Origin of the sequence: Archangium sp. Cb G35, assembly GCF_001896145.1 — a bacterium.
In the GTDB taxonomy this organism is placed as follows: Bacteria; Myxococcota; Myxococcia; order Myxococcales; family Myxococcaceae; genus Archangium; species Archangium violaceum.
On record NZ_MPOI01000007.1, the window covers coordinates 395,640 to 415,045 of the forward strand.

A 19,406-nucleotide genomic window follows, 5' to 3' on the forward strand; every position below is an offset into this window, starting at 1 on the left:
GTAGCCCTGGTGAGGAGAGCGTGGGTCTACAGACTGCCCCAGCCCGATGAAAAGGTGGGCCAGTACCGAGTGGTGGGCCCGCTGGGCCGGGGCGGCCAGGGCCACGTGTTCCTGGCCGAGTGGGAGGGCCGCTCCTACGTCCTCAAGTTCTTCCGCTCGCTGCCGGTGAGCCACTCGGGGGAGTTGGAGCTGGATATCCTCCGCCACCTGGAGCACCCCAACGTGGTGCGGGTGCTGGGCCATGGGCGCTGGCCGTACCCGGAGGAGGGCTACTTCTACCTCGTCATGGAGTACGTGCCAGGGCGGACGTTGCTGGGCCATGCACTGGAGCACAACCCCTCGGCGCGCACGGGAGCCACGCTGTTGCTGGAAGCGGCGCGGGCGCTCGCGGTGGTGCACCGCCAGGGCGTGCTGCACCGGGACGTGAAGCCGGACAACCTGCTGGTGAGGAAGGAGGACGGCAAGCCGGTGTGGGTGGACTTCGGGGTGGGCCACCTGGAGGGCCGCGCCACGCTGCCGCGCATGCGGCGGCTGCCGCCGGGGACGCCCGAGTACACCAGCCCGGAGGCGTACCGTTTCCTCGAGGAGCACCCAGAGGAAGAGGCGCGCTACCAGCCGGGCGTGGCCGATGAGGTATGGGCCTTCGGCGTCACGATGTACGAGTTGCTGACGGACGCACTGCCCTTCGGCTCGCGCATGGGCAACCCGTGCATGGTGAAGGACATCCGCACCCGGACGCCGGTGGCCCCGCACGTGGACAACCGGCGTGTGCCGGTGGCGCTGGGCCAGGTGTGCATGAACATGCTGGAGAAGGAGCCCCGGGCGCGGCTGGCGGACATGGACGCGGTGGCCGCGGCGTTGGAGGCGGCACTGGCGGGGGCGGAGGCGAACTGGGACGTGCCAATGATGGACCCATTCGCCCTGGAGGTGCGCACCACGGAGCGGACTCCCAGCAAGGTGGTGGCTCTCGACTCGTGGGAGCGCGTCCTTCAGCAGATGAAGGCGGCGATGCCGAGGCGCGGGCGGGTGCGCAAGGCCCGGCGCGAGCCGCCGCCTCGAGCGCCCACCGCCGTGGCCCCGCTGGAAGAAGAGGCGCTGGCCGGAAGCTTCGAGGCGCTGGCGGAAGCAGCGGAAGTGCGGCTGTATGCGCCGGCTCCGCCCGTGTCGGCCAAGGAGGCCGTCGCCGTACCCGCGCCCACCGCCGAAGCCAGGCACGACGCCGTGGCACCTGGGGCCTCCACTCGGGGAATGGGCCGAGGGCGTCCAACTCGCGCCGGGGCGGTGGCCGTGACACTGCTGCTGGTGCTGGCCGGCACGTGGGCTCTTCACTCCCGCCTGGAGTCAGGGGGCCAGCGCCCGTCGGTATCAGCTGCACCGGAGGTAGCATCACCTCCCGGGTGGTGGGCAGCTCCCCCGACACCTCACCCCGGGCTTGTCCGCGAAGTGGCGGGGCCGGACGAGCCGTCCGAAGCTGGAGGGGGCGCGGTCGCCTCCCCCGGCACTTCCCCCGTGCCCACCACCAAGCCCATGCCCCGCGAGAACGACACCCGCTCGAAGTCCCAGCAGAAGCCTGCCCCCAGGCCGCAGCGTCAGGCCCCGGGCTGTGTCCCCGCCAGACAGGAGTTGTGTCTGGTGGGTATCTGCACCGTGCTGCTCACCGGCTGCACCAGCACCCCGCAGGTGGTGCGCCCCCCGCCCCGGCCCGCCGACTGCCCTCCCGGTGCCGTGAAGACGATGGAGGAGCTGGGTATCCGCGTCAGCCGCACGGCTCATGCGGAGTTCCCCCACGAGGGCAGCGCCAAGCGCGTCACCGTGCACGAGTCCACTCCGATGAAGGTCTACTTCGCAATGAACTCCAACTACCAGGGGCCGTTGGACGTGGGCGAGCTCACCGGGCGGCTCTACCTCGGTCCCGAGCGCGTGTACGGCCGCTTCACCCAGGCCCGGCACCCAGGCACCGGCAAGACGTACCCGGTGTGCATGGAGCTTATAGGAAACGAGACCGACTGGGGGGAACCGCCGGGCGTGGACAGGAAGGACGTCGGCGGGCCCGCAGACGCCGCCATCGTCTTCTCCACCCAGCGCATCCGGGCCGTGAGGCGCTTCGAGTAGCTCCGGCGTGGGCGGCACGGACACGGAGAGGTGTGGTAGAGGCCAACGTCTCCCGTCACCACGCCCCGCCTTCCCCCGGAGGTTGACTCCCCGTGCCCCTCGCGTCCCCCGTGGGCCTGCTCGCGCTGGCCCTCCTCGCCCCCTTCCCCCAGGCCTCCATGCCGTCCCCCGCGGACGTGTGTGAGACGGCGAGCCCTCTGCTCGAACTGAAGGCCGAGCCCCCCGCGACGCCGCCCGTGGTGTGCATCAGCCCGGACGTGCCCCTCACCCTGCGCTTCGACACGGCGCTCCGGCCAGGGTCCGTGCGGCTGGAGGAGCGGGAGCGCTTCCCGGACGTTACCTCCGGGCAGCAGAACCTCCTCCTGGTGCCTCCGGAGAATCTGGCGGCCGGGGAGCGATTCCATCTGGAGGTGTGCTTCGCGGACGGCGCCGCCCCCGGGTGCGCCCGCTTCCTCCTGCTGTCCCACCCCGCGCTGGGCCTGTCGCAGGTGAAGGTGTTTCGCCAGCCCCGTCCGGTGGCGTCCATCCAGGAGGGGGAGAAGACGGCCCAGGCCGAAACCCGGCAGTGCCAGGAGGAGGTGCGCCAGCTGCGCGCCGAGCGCGGTGTCCCCGAGGGACTCAGGGGCGCGCTGGCCTCGGGGCTGCTGGGGCAGACGGGCATTGTTACCAAGACCCTGATGGACAGCATCACAGAAGCACAGGGCAATGCCCTGCGCCTGGCGACAGCCTACAGCTACCGAGCGGAAGGCCGGGTGGCGGTGGAGGTGTGGCTGTTGAATCCCGGCATTCTGCCCTGGACGGCGGCGGGCGCGGTGCTGCGCGGGTCCAAGGGCGAGGTGTTGAAGCCGCTGCCCCTCTGGCAGCAGGAGCTCCTCCCAACCGAGCCCGGTGCCGAGAAACGAAACCGCGTGGTGGTGGAGGTGCTGGTCGAAAAGGAGACCCGGGGCACGTACACCCTCACGCTCTGGGACGCCGAGCAGCAGCGCACCGTGACGTTGGGGAACATCACCTTCCCCTGAACGCGGGCACGCCGTGAAGAGTGCCGCCGCGTCGTGCGGCCCGAGGGAAGCGCAACCTGCCCGATGGATTTTCGGCACCTGACCAGACCCGACGGCTTGACGTGGCTGTCGGCCGTTTTCTGTAATCGACGGGTTTGGCTTCCAACCCGGGCGTCTGGCCCGGGGAGGTGTGGCAATGTCTAGACATTGTCTGACGGTGCGAGAGTGGATCAGAACGCAAAGCTACGAGGCGCAGCGCTCGTTTGGCTTGCTTGTCATCAAAAAGATCAGGAGTGGGAGTGGTGAAGGATCTGAATAGACTTGTAGAAGAATTCGCGGAGAATGTGGCCGCACAGACAGAGGCAGTAAAGAGAGGGGATGCCAAGACCGGAAACAAGCACGCAAACCGTTACACATCCGCGCTCAAGAAATTGCGCTCGGAGGGTAATGCCGGGCGTGACGCGCTCGCCGTCCTGCTACAGCACCCTCGCCCGGATGTACGAGTCAAGGCTGCTGCGTTTCTGCTGCGCTACCGGACAGCGGAAGCAAAGGCAGTTCTAGAGGCAGCCGCTAGCGGGGACGGAGTGGCGGCGATTGGTGCGGTCATGACCCTGAAGCACTGGGCGGAAGGCACATGGGCGTTGGATCCCGAGTAGGGCGCGGCGGCAGATGCGGCGCAAAGCTCGGGCGGGTGGCGGCCACCAGGGCACGACGACAGCCACAGCGGGCACCTCGGGCCCGGTAGAGGCCACCAGGGCGCGGCCTAACGGGCCCCGGCCGATGGATCTGCTTGCTCAGGAAGCCCCTGTCGGGCACAGCCTTGATGACGCCCCGCTGCGCGGGCCAGACCCGCATCCGCTCCGCGAGGACGGGTACTTCGGTCTCCGGGACATCGCGGTCGGCGATGATTTCGTACCCATTTCCCATGACCTCCAAGGTAGTGCACTCGGGCGGGCAGGAGCAAAATACGCCAAGCCGCATCGGAGGCTCGTGTCACTCGGTGGCGGGTCCGGGTTGAGGACGCTCGATGAGGCCCGCCCGGTCGAGCAGCTCGCGGACGCGGGCGGTGTAGGCCACGTGCTCGGGGTTGCTGGCCGTCATGGGCTCGGGGGAGAGCACCAGCAACCAGCCCAGCGTCCCCACCGGCTCGATGCGCACGGGCGCCGGCAACGGCGGCAGCTTCCCCAGGCGGCGCGACAGGTACGTCAGCCAGCCCATCCGAACCTCGGACCCGCGCTTCTCCACGAGCTCCACCATTTCCGAGGAGCTGGCCATCGCGAAGTCTGGGTCCCACGCCGTGGCCATGCACGTGAGAACCTCGGCCAGCACGGGCACGCGCAGCAGTCGCTCCCGGACCAGGCCCTGCCTGGGTGGTTTGAGCAGACACGAGTTGGGCCCTCCCCAGGGGGAGTATCCGCCACAAGTCAGATGGAGGTCAGTGGCCTCCTCCTTCGCATTCCACATGATCCGGCTGAAGCCCAGGCGCTCGATGATCTCCTTGCCCACGTCCGTGCGGCTCCTGCTGATCAGTAAGAGCTTCTCCAATTCCTCCACTGCTGGGGAGACAGGGTGGCCGGGCAGTCCTCGCGGAGCACCACGGCCCCCTCGATACCATTGGCTAAAGGACGGCTCACACCGCGCAAGCCCGCGAAGAAAGAGTTCCGCACGCCTGGCACACTCCAGCGCAGTCTCCATCCGAGGGCCCCAGTACGCCCCGATGTAGTAGTCCTCCTGCATTCGTGCCCCTCCCCTACCGCGCCGCTGGCGTATGGTGGACGGTGGTGTTGTTCCACTTTCTCCGCGTGAATTCCTTGCGAAGGAACTCCGCGACCTTGGCGTCGGCGACATGCCAGGCCAGTGGTAGTCCCATCTGTAAAGCCGCCTCGGATTGTTTCCTGGCTTGCTCCATCATCTCGTCGAACTTGCCGGATTTCTTGTACCAGGATTTGGGAGAACCATCCGCGTTGAAGAAGGAGCAATAGCCCGGCCCCTTGGCCTCCAGCAGTTCCCCCAACTTGATGCCGTCGAACTCCAGCTCGCCAATCATGTACACCCACCACGCGGGCCGTCCCGTCACCTGCTCCTGGTAGTCCAGGGAGCGCTTGGATTCGGTGGTGGGCTTCTTGTACGTCCACCTGCCGGGACTCCGCGCCGGAGCCGTCTGGGAAGCCTTCCCCGCCTCGCCGCTCGCGCCACCGGTGTTGCTGTCCCGACTATTCCCCGCCATGTGGAGAATGGAGAGGGCGCTCAGGTCCAGGCCCACCGTGCCCGCCACCATGGCTTCGCCCAGCACCAGCTCGCCCCTGGCCGTGAGCGACAGCCCTGGCAGGTCCGCTCTCAGTCCACCCATGCGTCCCACCGTGGCCCGTGCGCCACCGAGCAGCATGAGCAGGTGCGTGGACAGGCGCGCCGCCTCGCGTATCTGGTCCTCGCGCGACATGGCCCCGTAGCGCGCGAAGTACTCGGGTGAGGTGGCAATCAGGTACGCCACCGTCGTGGGCAACTGCCCCAGGTCTTCCAGTGTGCGGATGGGGTGGAGCACGGTGTGGGCCAGCGCCAGCGTCATCTCCGCCAGAGCGTCCTGGGCTCCATCGAGCGCGGCGTTGAGCGGGTCCCTCCCCAGGCCCAATTCGGCAAGGGGCGTGCTGTCCTCGCGCCGCAGCGCCTCGGTGGCCGGGTAGAAGACGCCACCGTATGAGAAGTAGAAGCAGCCCACCACGAGGCGCCCCACCCTCCACTCGCCCTCCACCAGTTGCAGTGAGCCCCGGTGTTGAAGGGGTGTGCCATCGAACGCGGCCACCAGGTAGCCGTCCGGGCGCACCAGCACCAGCGGCCCGAAGCGCTCGGCGCGCCACCTCAAGTCGGCGTAGTCCACGCGCTCGCCGCCCTCGAGCACCTCGCGCAGCAGCCAGGACAGTGCTTGGCGCGGGGCGAAGCTCCGCTGCGTCACGGGCGTCTTGGCCAGCTGCCTCAGGAGCTGGCGCGCCTGCTCCACGTAGAGGGCCGCGCCCGCCGGGTGCCGAGCGTCCTCTCCGAGGCCACTGGCCTCCTGCACCACCTGGAAGAGGTCCTCCGTCTGCTCGGGGAAGCCGCCTGCGGCCCCCACCTCCTGCGCTCCGGGCGGAGGCGGAGTTACCGGCTGCAGGGCTCGGGCGCTGTCGTGGAATGCGGTGGGCCGCGAGTGGAGGCCAAAGCCGCTCGTCAGGCGCGCGCGCGGGGAGCCCATGGCGCACCCTTCGAGGAGCACGGCCACGACCATGGTCAGAACGACCGCGCCGAGCCGGCGGCTGTGAGCGCCGATGGAAGGAGTGGACATGCCCTGGACTCCAGGGGGGCAGGTCAGGGCGGTCAAGTCATCACTGAGGCATCCCCTTGTTTTCGCGAGCGCCCCTATTGCGCGTACCCGATGATGCTCGCTGGTTGGAGCCGGACCACCGGACGCGGTAGGGGCTGAGCTGGAGAGGCAGGACGTCATGGCGGCTTCTGACTCGACCAAAGCAGGCAGCCGTCGATACGGCCGGATGTCCACACTCCCGGCAAAAAGCCGTCTTCGGGGATGCCAGACGGGCGCTCGTGGGTTAAGAGTCGAGTCCCCTCATGATTGACGCGCATCCCCATAGGGATCCCCTGGTCCCTCCCTTGCTGGACGCCCAGGGGAGGACCATGACCTATCTGCGCCTGTCCGTGACGGACCGGTGCAACTTCCGGTGCACGTACTGCTCGCCGGCCAGCTGGGGTGGGAAGAAGGACCTGCTGACGCCCGAGGAGTTCGAGCGCATCGTCTCCGTCTTCGCGCGCATGGGCATCCGCCGGGTGCGGCTCACCGGGGGCGAGCCCCTCATCCGCCCGGACATCCTCGAGGTGGCGCGGCGCATCGCCGCCGTCCCCGGGGTGGAGTGGCTGGCCATCACCACCAACGCCAGCCACCTGGAGCGGCTGGCCGTGCCACTGCGCGAGGCGGGCGTCACCCAGCTCAACATCAGCCTGGACACCTTGTCCGAGGACACCTTCCGGCGCATCTCCAAGCAGGGGGATTTCGGCTCCATCCTGCGGGGCATCGACGCGGCCGTGGGCGCGGGCTACGCCTCACTGAAGCTCAACGCCGTCGTCATGAGCGGGGTGAACGACGCCGAGGTGGGGGACATCATCGCCTACGCCCACGCCCGGGGCATCACCCCGCGCTTCATCGAGCTGATGCCCTTTGGCCAGGGCACTCCGGTGCCCACGGCACAGCTGGTGGAGCGGCTCCAGGCCAGCGGACTGCCCCTGGTTCCCGACGAGGAGCCGCACGGCGCCGCCGCGGGGCCGGCGCAATACTGGCGCGCTCCCGGGGGGCGGGTGGGCTTCATCTCTCCCCTCACCCAGAACTTCTGCGGCGGCTGCAACCGCGTGCGCGTGGCCTCCAACGGAGACCTGCGCAGTTGCCTCGGCGGGCGGGCCCAGGCGCCGCTGCACACGCTCATCCGCGGGGGCGCCACGGACGCGGAACTCGCCCTGTCCATCCGCCGCGCCCTGGGCGAGAAGCCGGACGGCCACCGCTTCACCGAGCCCGGTGCCGGCTCCTCCCTGCTGTCGATGATGGGCATTGGCGGCTGAGCCGCGGCCCGGTCACTTCACGATCTTGACGTCGATCGGGTAGCGGTAGACGGACCCCTCGTTGGCCCGGATCCCGGCCACCACGCTGAACAGCGCGCCGAGGATGGCCACGCCGACCCCCACGGGGCTCAGGAAACACGTGGCCAGGAAGGCCCAGACCACCGCACAGACCACGATGTGGAAGTTGAGGGCCCGCTTGGCGTGCGCCTCGACCCAGGCCGACTCCTTGCTCTTGAAGGCCAGGACGAGCAGCGGTCCGAGGAAGGACAGCGTCGACACCGTCAGGATCGCGGCCACCGGTGCGCTCAGGTGCGCCAACATGCCCCACGTCCGCTCCTCCGCCGTGGGCGCTGGGGAACCCGTAATGAACGAATCGGCCCGCTGCTGCTGATGCATGTCCATGCGAGGTCCCCTCGGGTCCTGAAGGAGCACGGTGCCCGCGCCCTTCAGGACCCATTCTCCGTCAGTCCCCGGGGGATGTCACGTTCCTCGCATCGGGTAGGTGGAGGAGACCTTTGAGGTCAACGGGACGTCAGCGGTAGATCTCCCCGCCGGTCTTCTTGAACTCCTCGCTCTTCTCGGCCATGCCGGCCTCGACCTTCTCCGCGTAGTCACGCACGTCCTGGGTGATCTTCATCGAGCAGAACTGCGGACCGCACATGGAGCAGAAGTGGGCCACCTTGGCGCCCTCGGCGGGCAGGGTCTCGTCGTGGAAGGCGCGGGCGCGCTCGGGATCCAACGAGAGGTTGAACTGATCCTCCCAGCGGAACTCGAAGCGGGCCTTGGACAGGGCGTTGTCCCGGATTTGAGCGCCCGGGTGCCCCTTGGCGAGATCCGCCGCGTGGGCGGCGATCTTGTAGGTGATGACGCCCTCCTTCACGTCATCCCGGTTGGGCAGGCCCAGGTGCTCCTTGGGCGTGACGTAGCAGAGCATCGCCGTGCCGAACCAGCCGATCATCGCCGCGCCGATGCCGCTGGTGAAATGGTCGTACCCCGGGGCGATGTCCATGGTGAGGGGCCCCAGCGTGTAGAAGGGCGCCTCGTGGCACACCGCGAGCTGCTTCGTCATGTTCTCCTGGATGAGGTGCATGGGCACGTGGCCCGGACCCTCGATCATCACCTGCACGTCGTGCTTCCAGGCGATCTTCGTCAGCTCGCCGAGCGTCTCCAGCTCGCCGAACTGCGCCGCGTCGTTGGCGTCCGCGATGGAGCCCGGCCGCAGCCCGTCCCCCAGGCTGAAGCTGACGTCGTACGCCTTGAGGATCTCGCAGATCTCCTCGAAGTGCGTGTAGAGGAAGTTCTCCTTGTGGTGGGCCAGGCACCACTTGGCCAGGATGGAGCCGCCGCGGCTGACGATGCCCGTGACGCGCTTCGCCGTGAGCGGGATGTAGCGCAGCAGCACGCCCGCGTGGATGGTGAAGTAGTCCACGCCCTGCTCACACTGCTCGATGAGGGTGTCGCGGTAGATCTCCCAGGTGAGATCCTCGGCCTTGCCGCCCACCTTCTCCAGCGCCTGGTAGATGGGCACCGTGCCGATGGGCACCGGGGCGTTGCGGAGGATCCACTCGCGCGTCTCGTGGATGTTGCGGCCGGTGGACAGGTCCATCACCGTGTCCGCGCCCCAGCGGATGGACCAGACCATCTTCTCCACCTCCTCCTCGATGGAGGACGTGACGGCCGAGTTGCCGAGGTTCGCGTTGATCTTCACCAGGAAGTTGCGGCCGATGATCATCGGCTCCAGCTCCGGGTGGTTGATGTTGGCCGGGATGATGGCCCGGCCGCGCGCCACCTCGTCCCGGACGAACTCGGGGGTGATCTCCCGGGGAATCGCCGCGCCCCAGGACTGGCCCGGGTGCTGCCGGGAGAGCTCGGCGGCCGCGGCCTCGCGCTTGAGGTTCTCGCGGATGGCCACGTACTCCATCTCGGGGGTGATGATGCCCTTGCGGGCGTAGTGCAACTGGGTGACGTTGCCGCCCGGCTTCGCCACCAGCGGCTTGCGGCGATGGCCGAAGCGCAGCCCCGCCAGGCGCGGATCCGACTCCCGGGCGCGGCCATACTCGGAGGTGATGCCGGCCAGCTCCTCCACGTCCCCGCGGCGGCGGATCCACTCGGAGCGCACCGGGGGCAGGCCCGCGCGCAGGTCGATGGAAGCGCCGGGATCCGTGTACGGGCCGCTCGGGTCGTAGACGAAGATGGAGGGGTTGGGCGTCAGCTTCGCGTCCGGCCCGTGACCATGCCGGGTAGGCGTCTGGCTGATCTCCCGCATGGGCACGCGGACGTCCGGGTGCCGCACGCCGGGCACGTACACCTTGCGCGAGGCCGGCAGGGGCCCCTGGGTAATGCCCTCCAGCACCTTGCCATCCACCTTGAGGCTCTTCGAGGCTCCGCTCACGTCTCTCTCCTCCGTGCACGGAAGGGACAGGCGAGGCGTGGGGCGCCCGCCGCTTCCCTCCGCCGGTCCTAACCGGTTCAGGTTCAAAGGGTTGGCCGCATCACGGCCGTCTCAGCCCCTTACCCGGGGCACCCCTAGCGTCAGGGCGAGGGTCTAGCGCACCGGGGGACCGGGTATCAACCGCCTGGAGGGCCCCTTGTCCGCCAGCCAGCGCGAGGCTGGGAGCGCAGCATCTGCGGCGGGCCCCCGCCTGGACGAAATCATTGCGCCGGACGACCCCGCCACTGGCAGCCAACGTAGCGGGCTCCCGAGGGAGCACGCCCTGGAACCGATCCTGCAATAGCTTCCTGCGAGACCCACGATTCTCAGGACCGGAGCCCCGCCTATGCAGACCGTTGGAGAGCTGATGACCCGCAGCAGCCTGGTGACGATCACCGAGACCCAGAACCTGGCCATGGCGGAGGAACTGCTCCGTCTGCACCGCATCCGCCACCTGCCCGTGGTGCGGGGGGGCAAGCTCGTCGGGCTCGTCACCCACCGGGATCTGCTGAAGGCCGCGGCGAAGTGCGGCGGGGCGGATCCCGCTCAGCAACCGCTGTGGGCCTCGGACGTGATGGTGCGCGACGTGAAGACGGTGCGCCCGGACATGTCCAGCCGCGAGGCGGTGAAGATCATGCTGGACAACAAGTTCGGCTGCCTGCCCGTGGTGGGGGCGGATGGCACGCTCGTCGGAATCCTCACCGAGGCGGACATGGTCCGCTACGCCCAGCACCTCATCGAGGACATGGATCGCCGCAGCCTCGCGGCCGAATACGAAGCCTGACCCGCGCCACAAGGGCCCAAGGAGGGCCAGAGGGGAGCACCATGTCGATCGTCTTCGGAACGGATTTCTCGGAGCGGGCGATGACCGCGGCACGGGCCGCGGCGGTGCTCGCCCACCGGACCGGCGAGGTGCTCCACCTGGTGCATGTCACCGAGTACGGCAGCGTCGGCCGTACCGCCTCGAGCGATGAGACCCTGCGCCGTGAGCTGCTCGCGCGCCTGGAGGCCCAGGCCGCCGAGCTGCGCACCGGAGACACCCGGGTGGAGGTCCACCTGCGGGAGGGCACCCCGGACGAGGTTCTCGTCGAGCACGCGGCCGTCGTCCACGCCTCGCTCATCATCGTGTCCCACCATGGGCAGCGGGCTCCGCGCTGGCGCATCGGCAACGTGACGGAGCGGGTGGTGCAGTCGGCCCGGTGCCCGGTGCTCGTCCTGCGCTCGGCGTCCCCCCTGGAGGCCTGGGCCCGCGGGGAACGCAGCCTGCGCGTCCTGCTGGGCCTGGACTTCTCACCTCCCTCCAATGCGGCGGTGGCCTGGGTGCGCAAGCTGCGCACGCTCGGCAGCTGCGAGGTGGTGGCCGCCCATCACTACTGGGGCGCGGATGCCCACGTGCGCTATGGCGTTCCGCTCTCCCCCGAGTCCGAGGTGACGCCCGAAGTGGAGGAGGCCCTGCGGCGCGACCTGACGGCCCGGCTGGGTGACATGCCTGGCACCGGAGCCGTCTGGGTGCATCTGGATCCGGGCCTGAGCCGGCCCGCGGAATCGCTGGTGGCGCTGGCGCGCAAGGAGGAAGCGGATCTCATCGTGGTGGGCACCCACCAGCGCACGGGGGCGAGCAAGTGGTGGTACGGCTCGGTGTCGCAGCGCATCGTCCACGACGCGCCCGTCTCCGTGCTGTGCGTGCCGGCCAGCGCGGTGTCCACCCTCACCATCCCCGAGGTGCGCCGGGTGCTGGCCCCCTCGGATCTCTCCGACGTGGGCATCAGCGCCATCCGCCACGCCTACTCCATCGTTCCCGCCGGGGGCTCCGTCTACCTGCTGCATGTGCTGGAGCCCGCCGGTGGTACGCCCCCCCTCTCCGCGCAATACCTCCCGCCCCAGGGCCCGGTCCACACGCCCGAGCAGGAGAGCGTGGCCGAGGTGCTGCGGGGGCTCATCCCTCCCGAGGCGGCCGTCCGGGGCATCACCACGCGGGTGGAGGTGGTCCACGGCCGGAAGGTGTCCGAGGCCATCAGCCAGGCGGCCGAGCGGCTCGGCTGTGACGTCATCTGCCTGGCCACCCATGGGCGCTCGGGGATCACCAAGGCACTGCTCGGCTCCGTGGCTCAGGAGGTGCTTCAGGGAAGCACGAGGCCGGTGTTGCTCGTCCGGCCGGAGTGAGCAGGCGGGCATCCAGGCTCTCGTCGCCCCATCTGGGAAGGGGCGTTCCCCGCCAGGCCCGGGCATGTCCGGCACGCACCTTGAAGGTTTTCTCCAGGCTGAACGACACCCGGGAGGTGCACTGTGACATACGTTCCCATCACGGAGTTCGAGACGCGGCTCCAATGGCAGCGCGGCTGTGGGGCGCTGCTCTCTGGAGACCGGGCCTCCGCCATCCCGCTGGGAGGGACCGGGGACACGGGGGGACCCTGGAACGAGGGCCAATGGAATCCCGAGACCCTGCTGGTCGGCGCCGTGGAGGGGCGAACCCTCTGGGCCTTCCTGGAGCAGGCGCGTTCCCTGGGTGTGGAGGTTCTTTTCTACCAGAGCTCCGCCGTGGCCCGCCGGGCGGACGGTCCGGATGGGCTTCCCCACTACACGGACCTGATCGTCCGCCCCCACGTGGCCGTCCGGAGTGAGAAGGACGCGAACCTCGCGCGGGGGATCTTCGAGGCGCTCCCGGAGCGTTGTTTTCCCAGCTCCATGCTGAGGCTCACGCCCCGCATCGAACCCATCATCGACACGTGGGACGAGCAGCACGCGGCGGCGCTCGAGGAGGATCGCCGTCACCGGCAGACCTGGCGGTGGTGGGAGAGCGGGCGGGCAGCCGGTTATGAACCTTGACGTGACGTGCGGGGCATGGTTGCTCACCGTGTAGGAACCCGCCCCCTCGGGGGCGATTGCTTGTTACGGTCCACACCATGTCCGCTCAACGCATCCTGGTCGTCGACGACGAGGGCAATGCCCGCCGCGCCATCGCCACCATCCTCGGAGAGGAGGGTTACGAGGTGGCGGAGGCCTCCAACGGAGAGGAGGGGCTCGCCCGCCTCTCCGACTTCTCGCCCGCCATCGTGCTGACGGATGTGCGCATGCCGAAGATGGACGGGCTCACCTTCCTGCAGAAGGCGCGGGAGCAGGGCTCGGACGCCACGTTCATCGTGATGACGGCCTTCGCCAGCGTGGAGACGGCCGTGGAGGCCATGCGTGCCGGCGCCGAGAACTACCTGGTCAAGCCGCTGGACGCCAACGCCGTGCTGGTTGTGTTGAGCAAGGCGCTGGAGAAACGGGCCCTGAAGCGCGAGGCGGAGACGCTGCGCGAGCAGGTGCGCCAGCGCACGCGCTTCCACAACATCATCGGCGAGGCGCCGCAGCTCCAGGGCATCTACGAGGTGGTGCGGCGGGCGGCATCCACGCGCGCCACGGTGCTCATCCTCGGCGAGTCCGGCACGGGCAAGGAGCTGATCGCCCAGGCCATCCACCAGGAGTCGCAGCGGCGCGACAAGCCCTTCGTGAAGGTGCACTGCGCCGCGCTCTCCGAGAACCTGCTGGAGAGCGAGCTGTTCGGCCACGAGAAGGGCGCCTTCACCGGCGCGGTGGCCCGCAAGGAGGGCCGCTTCGAGCTGGCCGACGGGGGCACCCTCTTCCTGGATGAGATCGGAGAGATCTCCCCGGCGGTGCAGGTGAAGCTGCTGCGCGTGCTGCAACAGCGCGAGTTCGAGCGCGTGGGCGGCACGCAATCGTTGAAGGTGGACGTGCGCATCGTCGCGGCCACGCACCGGGACCTGGCGGGCGAGGTGAAGGCGGGCAGGTTCCGCGAGGACCTGTACTACCGGTTGAACGTGGTGGCGGTGACGTTGCCGTCACTGCGCGAGCGCAAGAGCGACATCCCCGCGCTGGTGAGCCACTTCCTGGAGAAGTACAGCGACGCGTACGGGAAGGGCGTTCGGGGGCTGGCGCCGGGCACGCTGCAGGCGATGCTGGCGTATGACTGGCCCGGAAACATCCGCGAGCTGGAGAACGCCATCGAGCGCGCGGTGGTGCTGGCCGGAGGCAACGAGCTGACTACGGACGATCTGCCGCCCGTGCTGCGGGGACCCCGGCCCACCGGCTCCTCGCCCTCGTCCCTGATTCCAGGGGCCACGCTGGCGCAGATCGAACGCGAGGCCATCCTCCGCACGCTGGAGATGGTGCATGGCTCCACCACGCGGGCCGCGGAAATCCTCGGCATCAGCGTGCGCAAGGTGCAGTACCGGCTGAAGGAGTACGGCACCGGCAAGCCCGCGACGGGCAGCGACACCGAGGAGGAGAACCCGGAGACCGAGGCGGCCTCCGAGTAGCTCAGTCGCTCAACGGACCAGGGGCAGGCGCAGGAAGAAGCGCGCCCCACCCTCCGGCGAGCTGCCCACCTCCAGCGTGCCGCCGTGCTGCGTCACGATGGCGTGGACGATGGACAGGCCGAGGCCGGACCCCTGGGCCTTGGTGGTGAAGAAGGGCTCGAAGAGCCGGTCGCGAATCTCCGGGGGCACGCCCGGGCCCGTATCGTCCACGAGGATCAACACCCGGTCGCCCTCGCGCTCCGCGGAGACCCGGACGAGCCCGTCGGCCGGCGTGGCCTCCAGCGCGTTGAGGGCCAGGTTGATGAGCACCTGGCGCAACCGCTCCTCCTCACCCTGGATGGGGGACACCGATTCGCCCCCATCGCCCGCCAGCACCAGCCGCACCCGGCGCGACTCCGCCTGGCCCGCGAGCAGGTCCACCACGCGCCGCAACAGCGGCTTCACCTCCACCGGCTCCGGGCGGAACTCACGCGGCCGCGCGAACTGGAGGAAGTCCTCGAGGATGTGATCCAACCGGCGGATCTCATCGCGCACCAACCCCAGCGGCTCCAGCAGCGGGGACTGCTGAGCCTCGGAGAGCCGGCGGACCCGCCGCTCCAGCACCGACAACTGCAGGGCCGCCGCGTTGAGCGGATTGCGGATTTCATGCGAGAGCCCGGCCGTCATGGTGCCCACCGCGGCGAGCTTCTCCGTCACCTGGGCCCGGCGCGCCAGCTCGCGCTTCTCCTCCTGCAGGCGCACCTGACGCATGGCCTGCTCCAGCGTGAGGAGCAACTCGTTGGGCGCGCACGGCTTCATCAGGTAGGCGCAGGCCCCCGCGCGCACCGCGGCAACGGCCGTCTCCAGCGTGGCGAAACCGGTGAGCAGCACCACCTCGGACTCGGGCACCTTCTCCTTCAGCTCCCGGGCGAGCGCCGTCCCCTCCCCGTCCGGCAGCCGCAGGTCCACCAGCGCCACGTCGAAGCCCTCGCGGACACGCTCGCGGGCCTCGCGGCAACTGCTCGCCCCGTGGACCTGGTAGCCCGCGTCACCGAGCAACTCCTGGAGGTTGTCGAGAAAGGCCGCGTTGTCGTCGACGACGAGCACGATGGGACGCCTGGCGCGGGAGAGACTCATGAGGTCCTCTGCCGGCGTGAGGCGTGGACGCGCTCCAGCACATCCAGCAGCCCCGCCGTGTCGAAGGGTTTGGAGAGGACGTCCGTGTGCGCCGGCATGGCCATGGCCGGGAGCGCCTCCGGGTAGGCCGTCATCACGAAGACCGGCAGGTCCGGGAAACGCTCGCGCAGCCGGCGCAGGGCCTCCCCATCCGGGCCCCCCGGCAGCCGCAGGTCCACCAGCGCCACGAAGGGCCGCACGGAGGCCAGATACTCCGTGTCCAGCACCGAGCGCGCGGTGACGCACGAGAAGCCGCGTGCGCGCAACACCTCGGTGAGGTTGTCGCTGAGGGCCAGATCGTCCTCGACGAGCGCCACCAGGCCATCCCGGCGCGCCTCGGACAGCAGCGACACGAGCGCGGGGATGGGCACCGGCTTGGGCAGCACCGCGAGCAGCCCCTCGCGCCGGGCCGTCTCCAGGTCGTCCTCGCCGGGGTAGGCGGTGATGACCACGGCGGCGAGCTCCGGATCCACCTGGCGGATGCGATGCACCGCCGCGGCCCCGCTCATGCCGGGCATCTTCATGTCGGTGAGGAGCACGTCGAAGCGTTGGGCGCGTGCCAGCTCCAGGGCCCGCGCGCCCTCCGTCACCACGGTGGCCTCGTCTCCCCCGTCCCGGAGGATTTCCGCGAGGTTCTCCGCGAAGGCCTCGTTGTCATCCAGCAGCAGGTATTTCCTCATACCGTCGCCTACGGGGTGGTGGGTTGGAAAGGAAGCCGGAGGACGAAGCGCGCGCCACGGCCCTCGCGGGGAGCGTAGGTGATGGAGCCTCCGTGCCGATCGATGATCCGCTTGACGAGCGGCAACCCCAGGCCGATGCCTCGCGCCTTGGTGGTCATCAACGGCTCGAAGATGCGGCGCCGGATGGCGTCGCTGACACCGGGCCCCGTGTCCTCCAGCACCAGCTCCACCTTCTCCGGATCCGCCGAGGCCGACAGCACCACCTCGCCCTTCTCCCCCACGGCCTGCACGGCGTTCTCCAGCAGGTTGACGAAGACCTGGCGCATCTGCCCGGGATCGCCCTGGAGCGTGGGGAGTCCCTCCAGCCCCTCGGCGCGGATGGACACGGCCTCCGGCGCGTGCACCGAGGTGAGCGCGTCCTTCCACACCTCGTCGAGCCGCAACGGCTCGCGCTTGAGAGGCCGGTCGCGGATCATGTCCAGCAGGTCCGTGACGATCCGGTTGGCCAGCGCCACCTGCTCGCCAATGCGCCCCAGGTGCTTGGCGGCGCGCTCGTCGGTGGCCAGGGGCCGGCCCTTGAGGATGAAGAGCGACGTCTCGATGACGCCCAGCGGATTGCGCAGCTCGTGCCCGATGGAGCCCACCAGCTGGCCGAAGGTGGACAGCCGCTCGCTGCGCGCCTGCTGGGCGAGCAGATCCTCCCGGTAGGTGTGCAGCATGATGGCCAGCTCGAGGTCGAGGATCTTCCCGAGCGCCATCCGCGCGGCGAACAGCTGCGCGGGCTGCTGGACATAGCGCTGGTCGATGATGCGGTTGAGCTCCTGCCGGAGGATGTTCATCGCGCCGAACATGTAGTGCTGGGGCAGCGCGATGCGCACGTGCATGCGGCCGATGCGGCAGCGCAGCAGGAAGTACTCCTCGTCCCAGGGCCCGCGCAGCAGCTGCTCCATCCAGGCCACCAGCGTCACCTTCAGGTGGCCCACCTGGCTCTCACCGGCCAGGGCGCTGCGCGCGCCCTCGTGCTGCAGGATGCGGTCGTAGAAGATCTCCGAGATGGCCGGGAACTCGTGCCGGGCCAGCTCATGCAAGCACCGGAGCGCCTGCTCGTCGTCCGCCCCAAAGCCGACGTATCTTTTCAACTCCTCGAACAAGGTCTCTGCCATTCGTAGGTGAATGTTCTAGCGCGCCCATCCTCTGGACACATCGGTTGAACGACCCTCCCCTGCATGGAAGTCAACCCTACGGGGGAGTCAGGGCGGCAATGCCCCCCGGGCCACCGGGCTCGAAGGGCCCGGCGCCAGGGCCTTCACGAGGCAAGAAGCACGCCACGGGAGCCCCTTCGGGGACGGCCCCGGAGGCGCGCAAGCCCTGCGGAATGGAGGGCCGGCGCGCAGCTTTTGCACACGCTGGTGTACATTGCCGGCGACCGTGGCGCGCTCCCATCTCAAGCTCGATGAGTTCCTTCCGTACCGGCTCTCCCTCGCCTCCAACGCGGTGAGTCAGGTCATCGCCCGGGCCTACGAGGAACACTTCGGCCTGAAGATGCACGAGTGGCGCGTCATCACCGTGCTGGCGGAGGACGGCGAGCTCTCCCAGCAGGAGATCGTCGGCCGCACGAAGATGGACAAGGTGACGGTGAGCCGCGCTGCCCAGGTGCTCGAGCGGCGCAAGCTCCTGCGCCGGGTGACCAACTCCGAGGATGGCCGCTCCCTCCGGCTCTCCCTCACCGCCGAGGGGCAGAAGCTCTACGCCCGCGTCGTGCCCGCCGCCATCGAGCTCGAGACGGAGGTCCTCGAGGGGCTCAGCGAGCGGGAGATCGCCGGCCTCAAGGACGTGCTCCTCCGCCTGGAGGCGGCCGCCGAGCGCGTGCTCTCCCGTCGCTGACGCATTGCGTTCAAACCATCCGCCGCCCAACAGGCGTCCGCATGCCCGCTTGCACGTTTAGTTTCAGATGTTACTGTTTCAGATGTTACTATCTGGGCGGCTAGAGATAGTGGAGGAGACCAGGTCATGAACAGCACGGCGGATAACATTCTCGGGTTGGATGGTTTCGAGTTCGTCGAGTTCACCTCGCCGGATCCCGGCAAGATGATCGAGCTCTTCGAGCGGATGGGCTTCACGGCCTACGCGATGCACCCGACGAAGGATGTGATCCGCTTCAAGCAGGGGGGCATCAACATCCTGGTGAACCGGGATCCGAGCGGGCAGGCCGCCGAGTTCCGGAAGCTGCATGGTCCCTCGGCCAGCGGCATGGCGTTCCGGGTGGCGGACGCGAAGAAGGCGTACGAGCTGGCCATCGAGCGTGGCGCCCGTCCGGCGGACCCGGAGTCGAGCACGCTGGGCCTCGGCAGCTATGTCCTCGAGGGCATCGGAGGCAGCCGCCTGTATCTCGTGGACCGCCATGGAGCGAAGGGCTCGCTCTATGACGGCTGGCGCCAGATTCCCGGGGCCGCGGAGGCCGAGAAGAAGAACAGCGTGGGCCTCGACATCCTCGATCACCTCACGCACAACGTGCGCCGCGGCGAGATGCGCACCTGGTCGAGCTTCTACAACCGCGTGTTCGGGTTCACCGAGCAGAAGTACTTCGACATCAAGGGCCAGGCCACCGGCCTCTTCTCGCAGGCGATGATCGCCCCGGACCGCGCCATCCGCATCCCGCTCAACGAGAGCCAGGACGACAAGTCGCAGATCGCCGAGTTCATCAACCAGTACAACGGCGAGGGCATCCAGCACCTCGCGCTGACCACCCCGGACATCTACACGACGGTGGAGAAGCTGCGCGAGCGCGGCGTCATCTTCCAGGACACCATCGAGACCTATTACGAGCTGGTGGACAAGCGGGTGCCGGGCCACGGCGAGGACCTGGAGCGGATGAAGCAGAACCGCATCCTCATCGACGGCAGCAAGTCCGAGGGCTTCCTGCTGCAGATCTTCACCGAGAACCTCTTCGGGCCCATCTTCTTCGAGGTCATCCAGCGCAAGGGGAACGAGGGGTTCGGCAACGGGAACTTCCAGGCGCTGTTCGAGTCCATCGAGCTCGATCAGATCCGCCGCGGCGTCATCAAGGTCGAGACCCGGAAGTAGTCATCCGGTAGAACGGGCTCGCGCGGGAGGG

The 19,406-nt window shown here is 69.0% G+C and carries 17 protein-coding genes and 1 riboswitch; of the genes, 10 read left to right on the forward strand and 7 right to left on the reverse strand.

The annotated features are described in order from the left end of the window. The first annotated feature begins 9 nt into the window (after nucleotides 1-9). From BO221_RS23080 to BO221_RS23090, 3 genes are all read left to right on the forward strand, one after another. Nucleotides 10-2,112 carry a serine/threonine-protein kinase gene (locus tag BO221_RS23080; RefSeq protein ID WP_158079899.1) on the forward strand — a complete coding sequence of 701 codons (2,103 nt, stop codon included), beginning with the start codon at nucleotides 10-12 and terminating at the stop codon, nucleotides 2,110-2,112. Nucleotides 2,113-2,204: 92 nt separating this feature from the next. Then, nucleotides 2,205-3,131, forward strand: coding sequence for a DUF2381 family protein (locus BO221_RS23085; protein ID WP_073562640.1), 927 nt, complete (start codon nucleotides 2,205-2,207; stop codon nucleotides 3,129-3,131). Nucleotides 3,132-3,403: 272 nt separating this feature from the next. Then, nucleotides 3,404-3,766 carry a DUF2019 domain-containing protein gene (locus BO221_RS23090; protein WP_369865403.1) on the forward strand — a complete coding sequence of 121 codons (363 nt, stop codon included), beginning with the start codon at nucleotides 3,404-3,406 and terminating at the stop codon, nucleotides 3,764-3,766. Nucleotides 3,767-4,103: 337 nt separating this feature from the next. Here BO221_RS23090 and BO221_RS23095 read toward each other — a convergent pair whose 3' ends face one another. Together BO221_RS23095 and BO221_RS23100 are read right to left on the reverse strand one after the other, a co-directional pair. Beyond that, nucleotides 4,104-4,958 (reverse strand): Imm52 family immunity protein, encoded by an 855-nt coding sequence (locus tag BO221_RS23095; protein ID WP_369865405.1) that lies wholly within the window; start codon nucleotides 4,956-4,958, stop codon nucleotides 4,104-4,106. Continuing rightward, nucleotides 4,861-6,426, reverse strand: coding sequence for a Tox-REase-5 domain-containing protein (locus BO221_RS23100; protein WP_233166221.1), 1,566 nt, complete (start codon nucleotides 6,424-6,426; stop codon nucleotides 4,861-4,863). Before BO221_RS23100 ends, BO221_RS23095 begins: the two co-directional genes overlap by 98 nt. Nucleotides 6,427-6,707: 281 nt before the next feature. On the opposite strand from BO221_RS23100, the gene moaA reads away from it, so the two are divergent. Then, a complete protein-coding gene (gene moaA / locus BO221_RS23105) occupies nucleotides 6,708-7,706 on the forward strand; it encodes a GTP 3',8-cyclase MoaA (RefSeq protein ID WP_073562643.1) in 999 nt (332 codons plus the stop codon). A gap of 12 nt (nucleotides 7,707-7,718) precedes the next feature. Here moaA and BO221_RS23110 read toward each other — a convergent pair whose 3' ends face one another. Both BO221_RS23110 and thiC read right to left on the reverse strand, forming a co-directional pair. Next, nucleotides 7,719-8,108 carry a DUF4870 domain-containing protein gene (locus BO221_RS23110; protein WP_233166222.1) on the reverse strand — a complete coding sequence of 130 codons (390 nt, stop codon included), beginning with the start codon at nucleotides 8,106-8,108 and terminating at the stop codon, nucleotides 7,719-7,721. 130 nt (nucleotides 8,109-8,238) lie between these two features. Then, entirely contained in the window at nucleotides 8,239-10,098 is a 1,860-nt protein-coding gene (gene thiC / locus BO221_RS23115; RefSeq protein WP_073562644.1) for a phosphomethylpyrimidine synthase ThiC, read from the reverse strand. Nucleotides 10,099-10,135: 37 nt separating this feature from the next. Next, nucleotides 10,136-10,244, reverse strand: a riboswitch (TPP riboswitch). A gap of 260 nt (nucleotides 10,245-10,504) precedes the next feature. Here thiC and BO221_RS23120 point away from each other — a divergent pair. The 4 genes from BO221_RS23120 to BO221_RS23135 all read left to right on the forward strand — a co-directional run bounded on the left by BO221_RS23120 (nucleotide 10,505) and on the right by BO221_RS23135 (nucleotide 14,456). Continuing rightward, nucleotides 10,505-10,921 carry a CBS domain-containing protein gene (locus BO221_RS23120; protein ID WP_233166223.1) on the forward strand — a complete coding sequence of 139 codons (417 nt, stop codon included), beginning with the start codon at nucleotides 10,505-10,507 and terminating at the stop codon, nucleotides 10,919-10,921. A gap of 41 nt (nucleotides 10,922-10,962) precedes the next feature. Further along, on the forward strand, nucleotides 10,963-12,300 hold the full coding sequence (locus BO221_RS23125; RefSeq protein ID WP_073562646.1) for a universal stress protein: 1,338 nt from the start codon (nucleotides 10,963-10,965) through the stop codon (nucleotides 12,298-12,300). A gap of 123 nt (nucleotides 12,301-12,423) precedes the next feature. Further along, entirely contained in the window at nucleotides 12,424-12,963 is a 540-nt protein-coding gene (locus BO221_RS23130) for an OsmC family protein (RefSeq protein ID WP_073562647.1), read from the forward strand. A gap of 77 nt (nucleotides 12,964-13,040) precedes the next feature. Next, nucleotides 13,041-14,456, forward strand: a complete 1,416-nt coding sequence (locus BO221_RS23135; protein WP_073562648.1) for a sigma-54 dependent transcriptional regulator — start codon at nucleotides 13,041-13,043, stop codon at nucleotides 14,454-14,456. 9 nt (nucleotides 14,457-14,465) lie between these two features. Here BO221_RS23135 and BO221_RS23140 read toward each other — a convergent pair whose 3' ends face one another. From BO221_RS23140 to BO221_RS23150, 3 genes are read right to left on the reverse strand one after another with little or no spacing between them, the layout of a single operon-like run. Then, a complete protein-coding gene (locus tag BO221_RS23140; protein WP_073562649.1) occupies nucleotides 14,466-15,572 on the reverse strand; it encodes a sensor histidine kinase in 1,107 nt (368 codons plus the stop codon). Further along, nucleotides 15,569-16,291, reverse strand: a complete 723-nt coding sequence (locus tag BO221_RS23145; protein ID WP_073562650.1) for a response regulator — start codon at nucleotides 16,289-16,291, stop codon at nucleotides 15,569-15,571. The genes BO221_RS23140 and BO221_RS23145 overlap by 4 nt, the downstream gene beginning before the upstream one ends. Nucleotides 16,292-16,299: 8 nt before the next feature. Next, the gene (locus tag BO221_RS23150; RefSeq protein WP_073562651.1) at nucleotides 16,300-17,454 is read right to left on the reverse strand and encodes a protoglobin domain-containing protein; all 1,155 of its coding nucleotides are present in this window, start codon (nucleotides 17,452-17,454) and stop codon (nucleotides 16,300-16,302) included. Nucleotides 17,455-17,719: 265 nt separating this feature from the next. On the opposite strand from BO221_RS23150, the gene BO221_RS23155 reads away from it, so the two are divergent. Beyond that, on the forward strand, nucleotides 17,720-18,175 hold the full coding sequence (locus BO221_RS23155) for a MarR family winged helix-turn-helix transcriptional regulator (protein WP_073562841.1): 456 nt from the start codon (nucleotides 17,720-17,722) through the stop codon (nucleotides 18,173-18,175). 126 nt (nucleotides 18,176-18,301) lie between these two features. Further along, nucleotides 18,302-19,375 carry a 4-hydroxyphenylpyruvate dioxygenase gene (gene hppD / locus BO221_RS23160; RefSeq protein ID WP_073562652.1) on the forward strand — a complete coding sequence of 358 codons (1,074 nt, stop codon included), beginning with the start codon at nucleotides 18,302-18,304 and terminating at the stop codon, nucleotides 19,373-19,375. Nucleotides 19,376-19,406: the final 31 nt, after the last annotated feature.

Coding starts and splice junctions, on each gene's coding strand:
- BO221_RS23095 (WP_369865405.1), bottom strand. CDS start 4,958: ATGTCGCCGACGCCAAGGTCGCGGAGTTCCTTCGCAAGGAATTCACGC.
- BO221_RS23100 (WP_233166221.1), bottom strand. CDS start 6,426: ATGTCCACTCCTTCCATCGGCGCTCACAGCCGCCGGCTCGGCGCGGTC.
- moaA (WP_073562643.1), top strand. CDS start 6,708: ATGATTGACGCGCATCCCCATAGGGATCCCCTGGTCCCTCCCTTGCTG.
- BO221_RS23110 (WP_233166222.1), bottom strand. CDS start 8,108: ATGGACATGCATCAGCAGCAGCGGGCCGATTCGTTCATTACGGGTTCC.
- BO221_RS23120 (WP_233166223.1), top strand. CDS start 10,505: ATGACCCGCAGCAGCCTGGTGACGATCACCGAGACCCAGAACCTGGCC.
- BO221_RS23125 (WP_073562646.1), top strand. CDS start 10,963: ATGTCGATCGTCTTCGGAACGGATTTCTCGGAGCGGGCGATGACCGCG.
- BO221_RS23135 (WP_073562648.1), top strand. CDS start 13,041: ATGTCCGCTCAACGCATCCTGGTCGTCGACGACGAGGGCAATGCCCGC.
- BO221_RS23140 (WP_073562649.1), bottom strand. CDS start 15,572: ATGAGTCTCTCCCGCGCCAGGCGTCCCATCGTGCTCGTCGTCGACGAC.
- BO221_RS23145 (WP_073562650.1), bottom strand. CDS start 16,291: ATGAGGAAATACCTGCTGCTGGATGACAACGAGGCCTTCGCGGAGAAC.
- BO221_RS23150 (WP_073562651.1), bottom strand. CDS start 17,454: ATGGCAGAGACCTTGTTCGAGGAGTTGAAAAGATACGTCGGCTTTGGG.
- hppD (WP_073562652.1), top strand. CDS start 18,302: ATGAACAGCACGGCGGATAACATTCTCGGGTTGGATGGTTTCGAGTTC.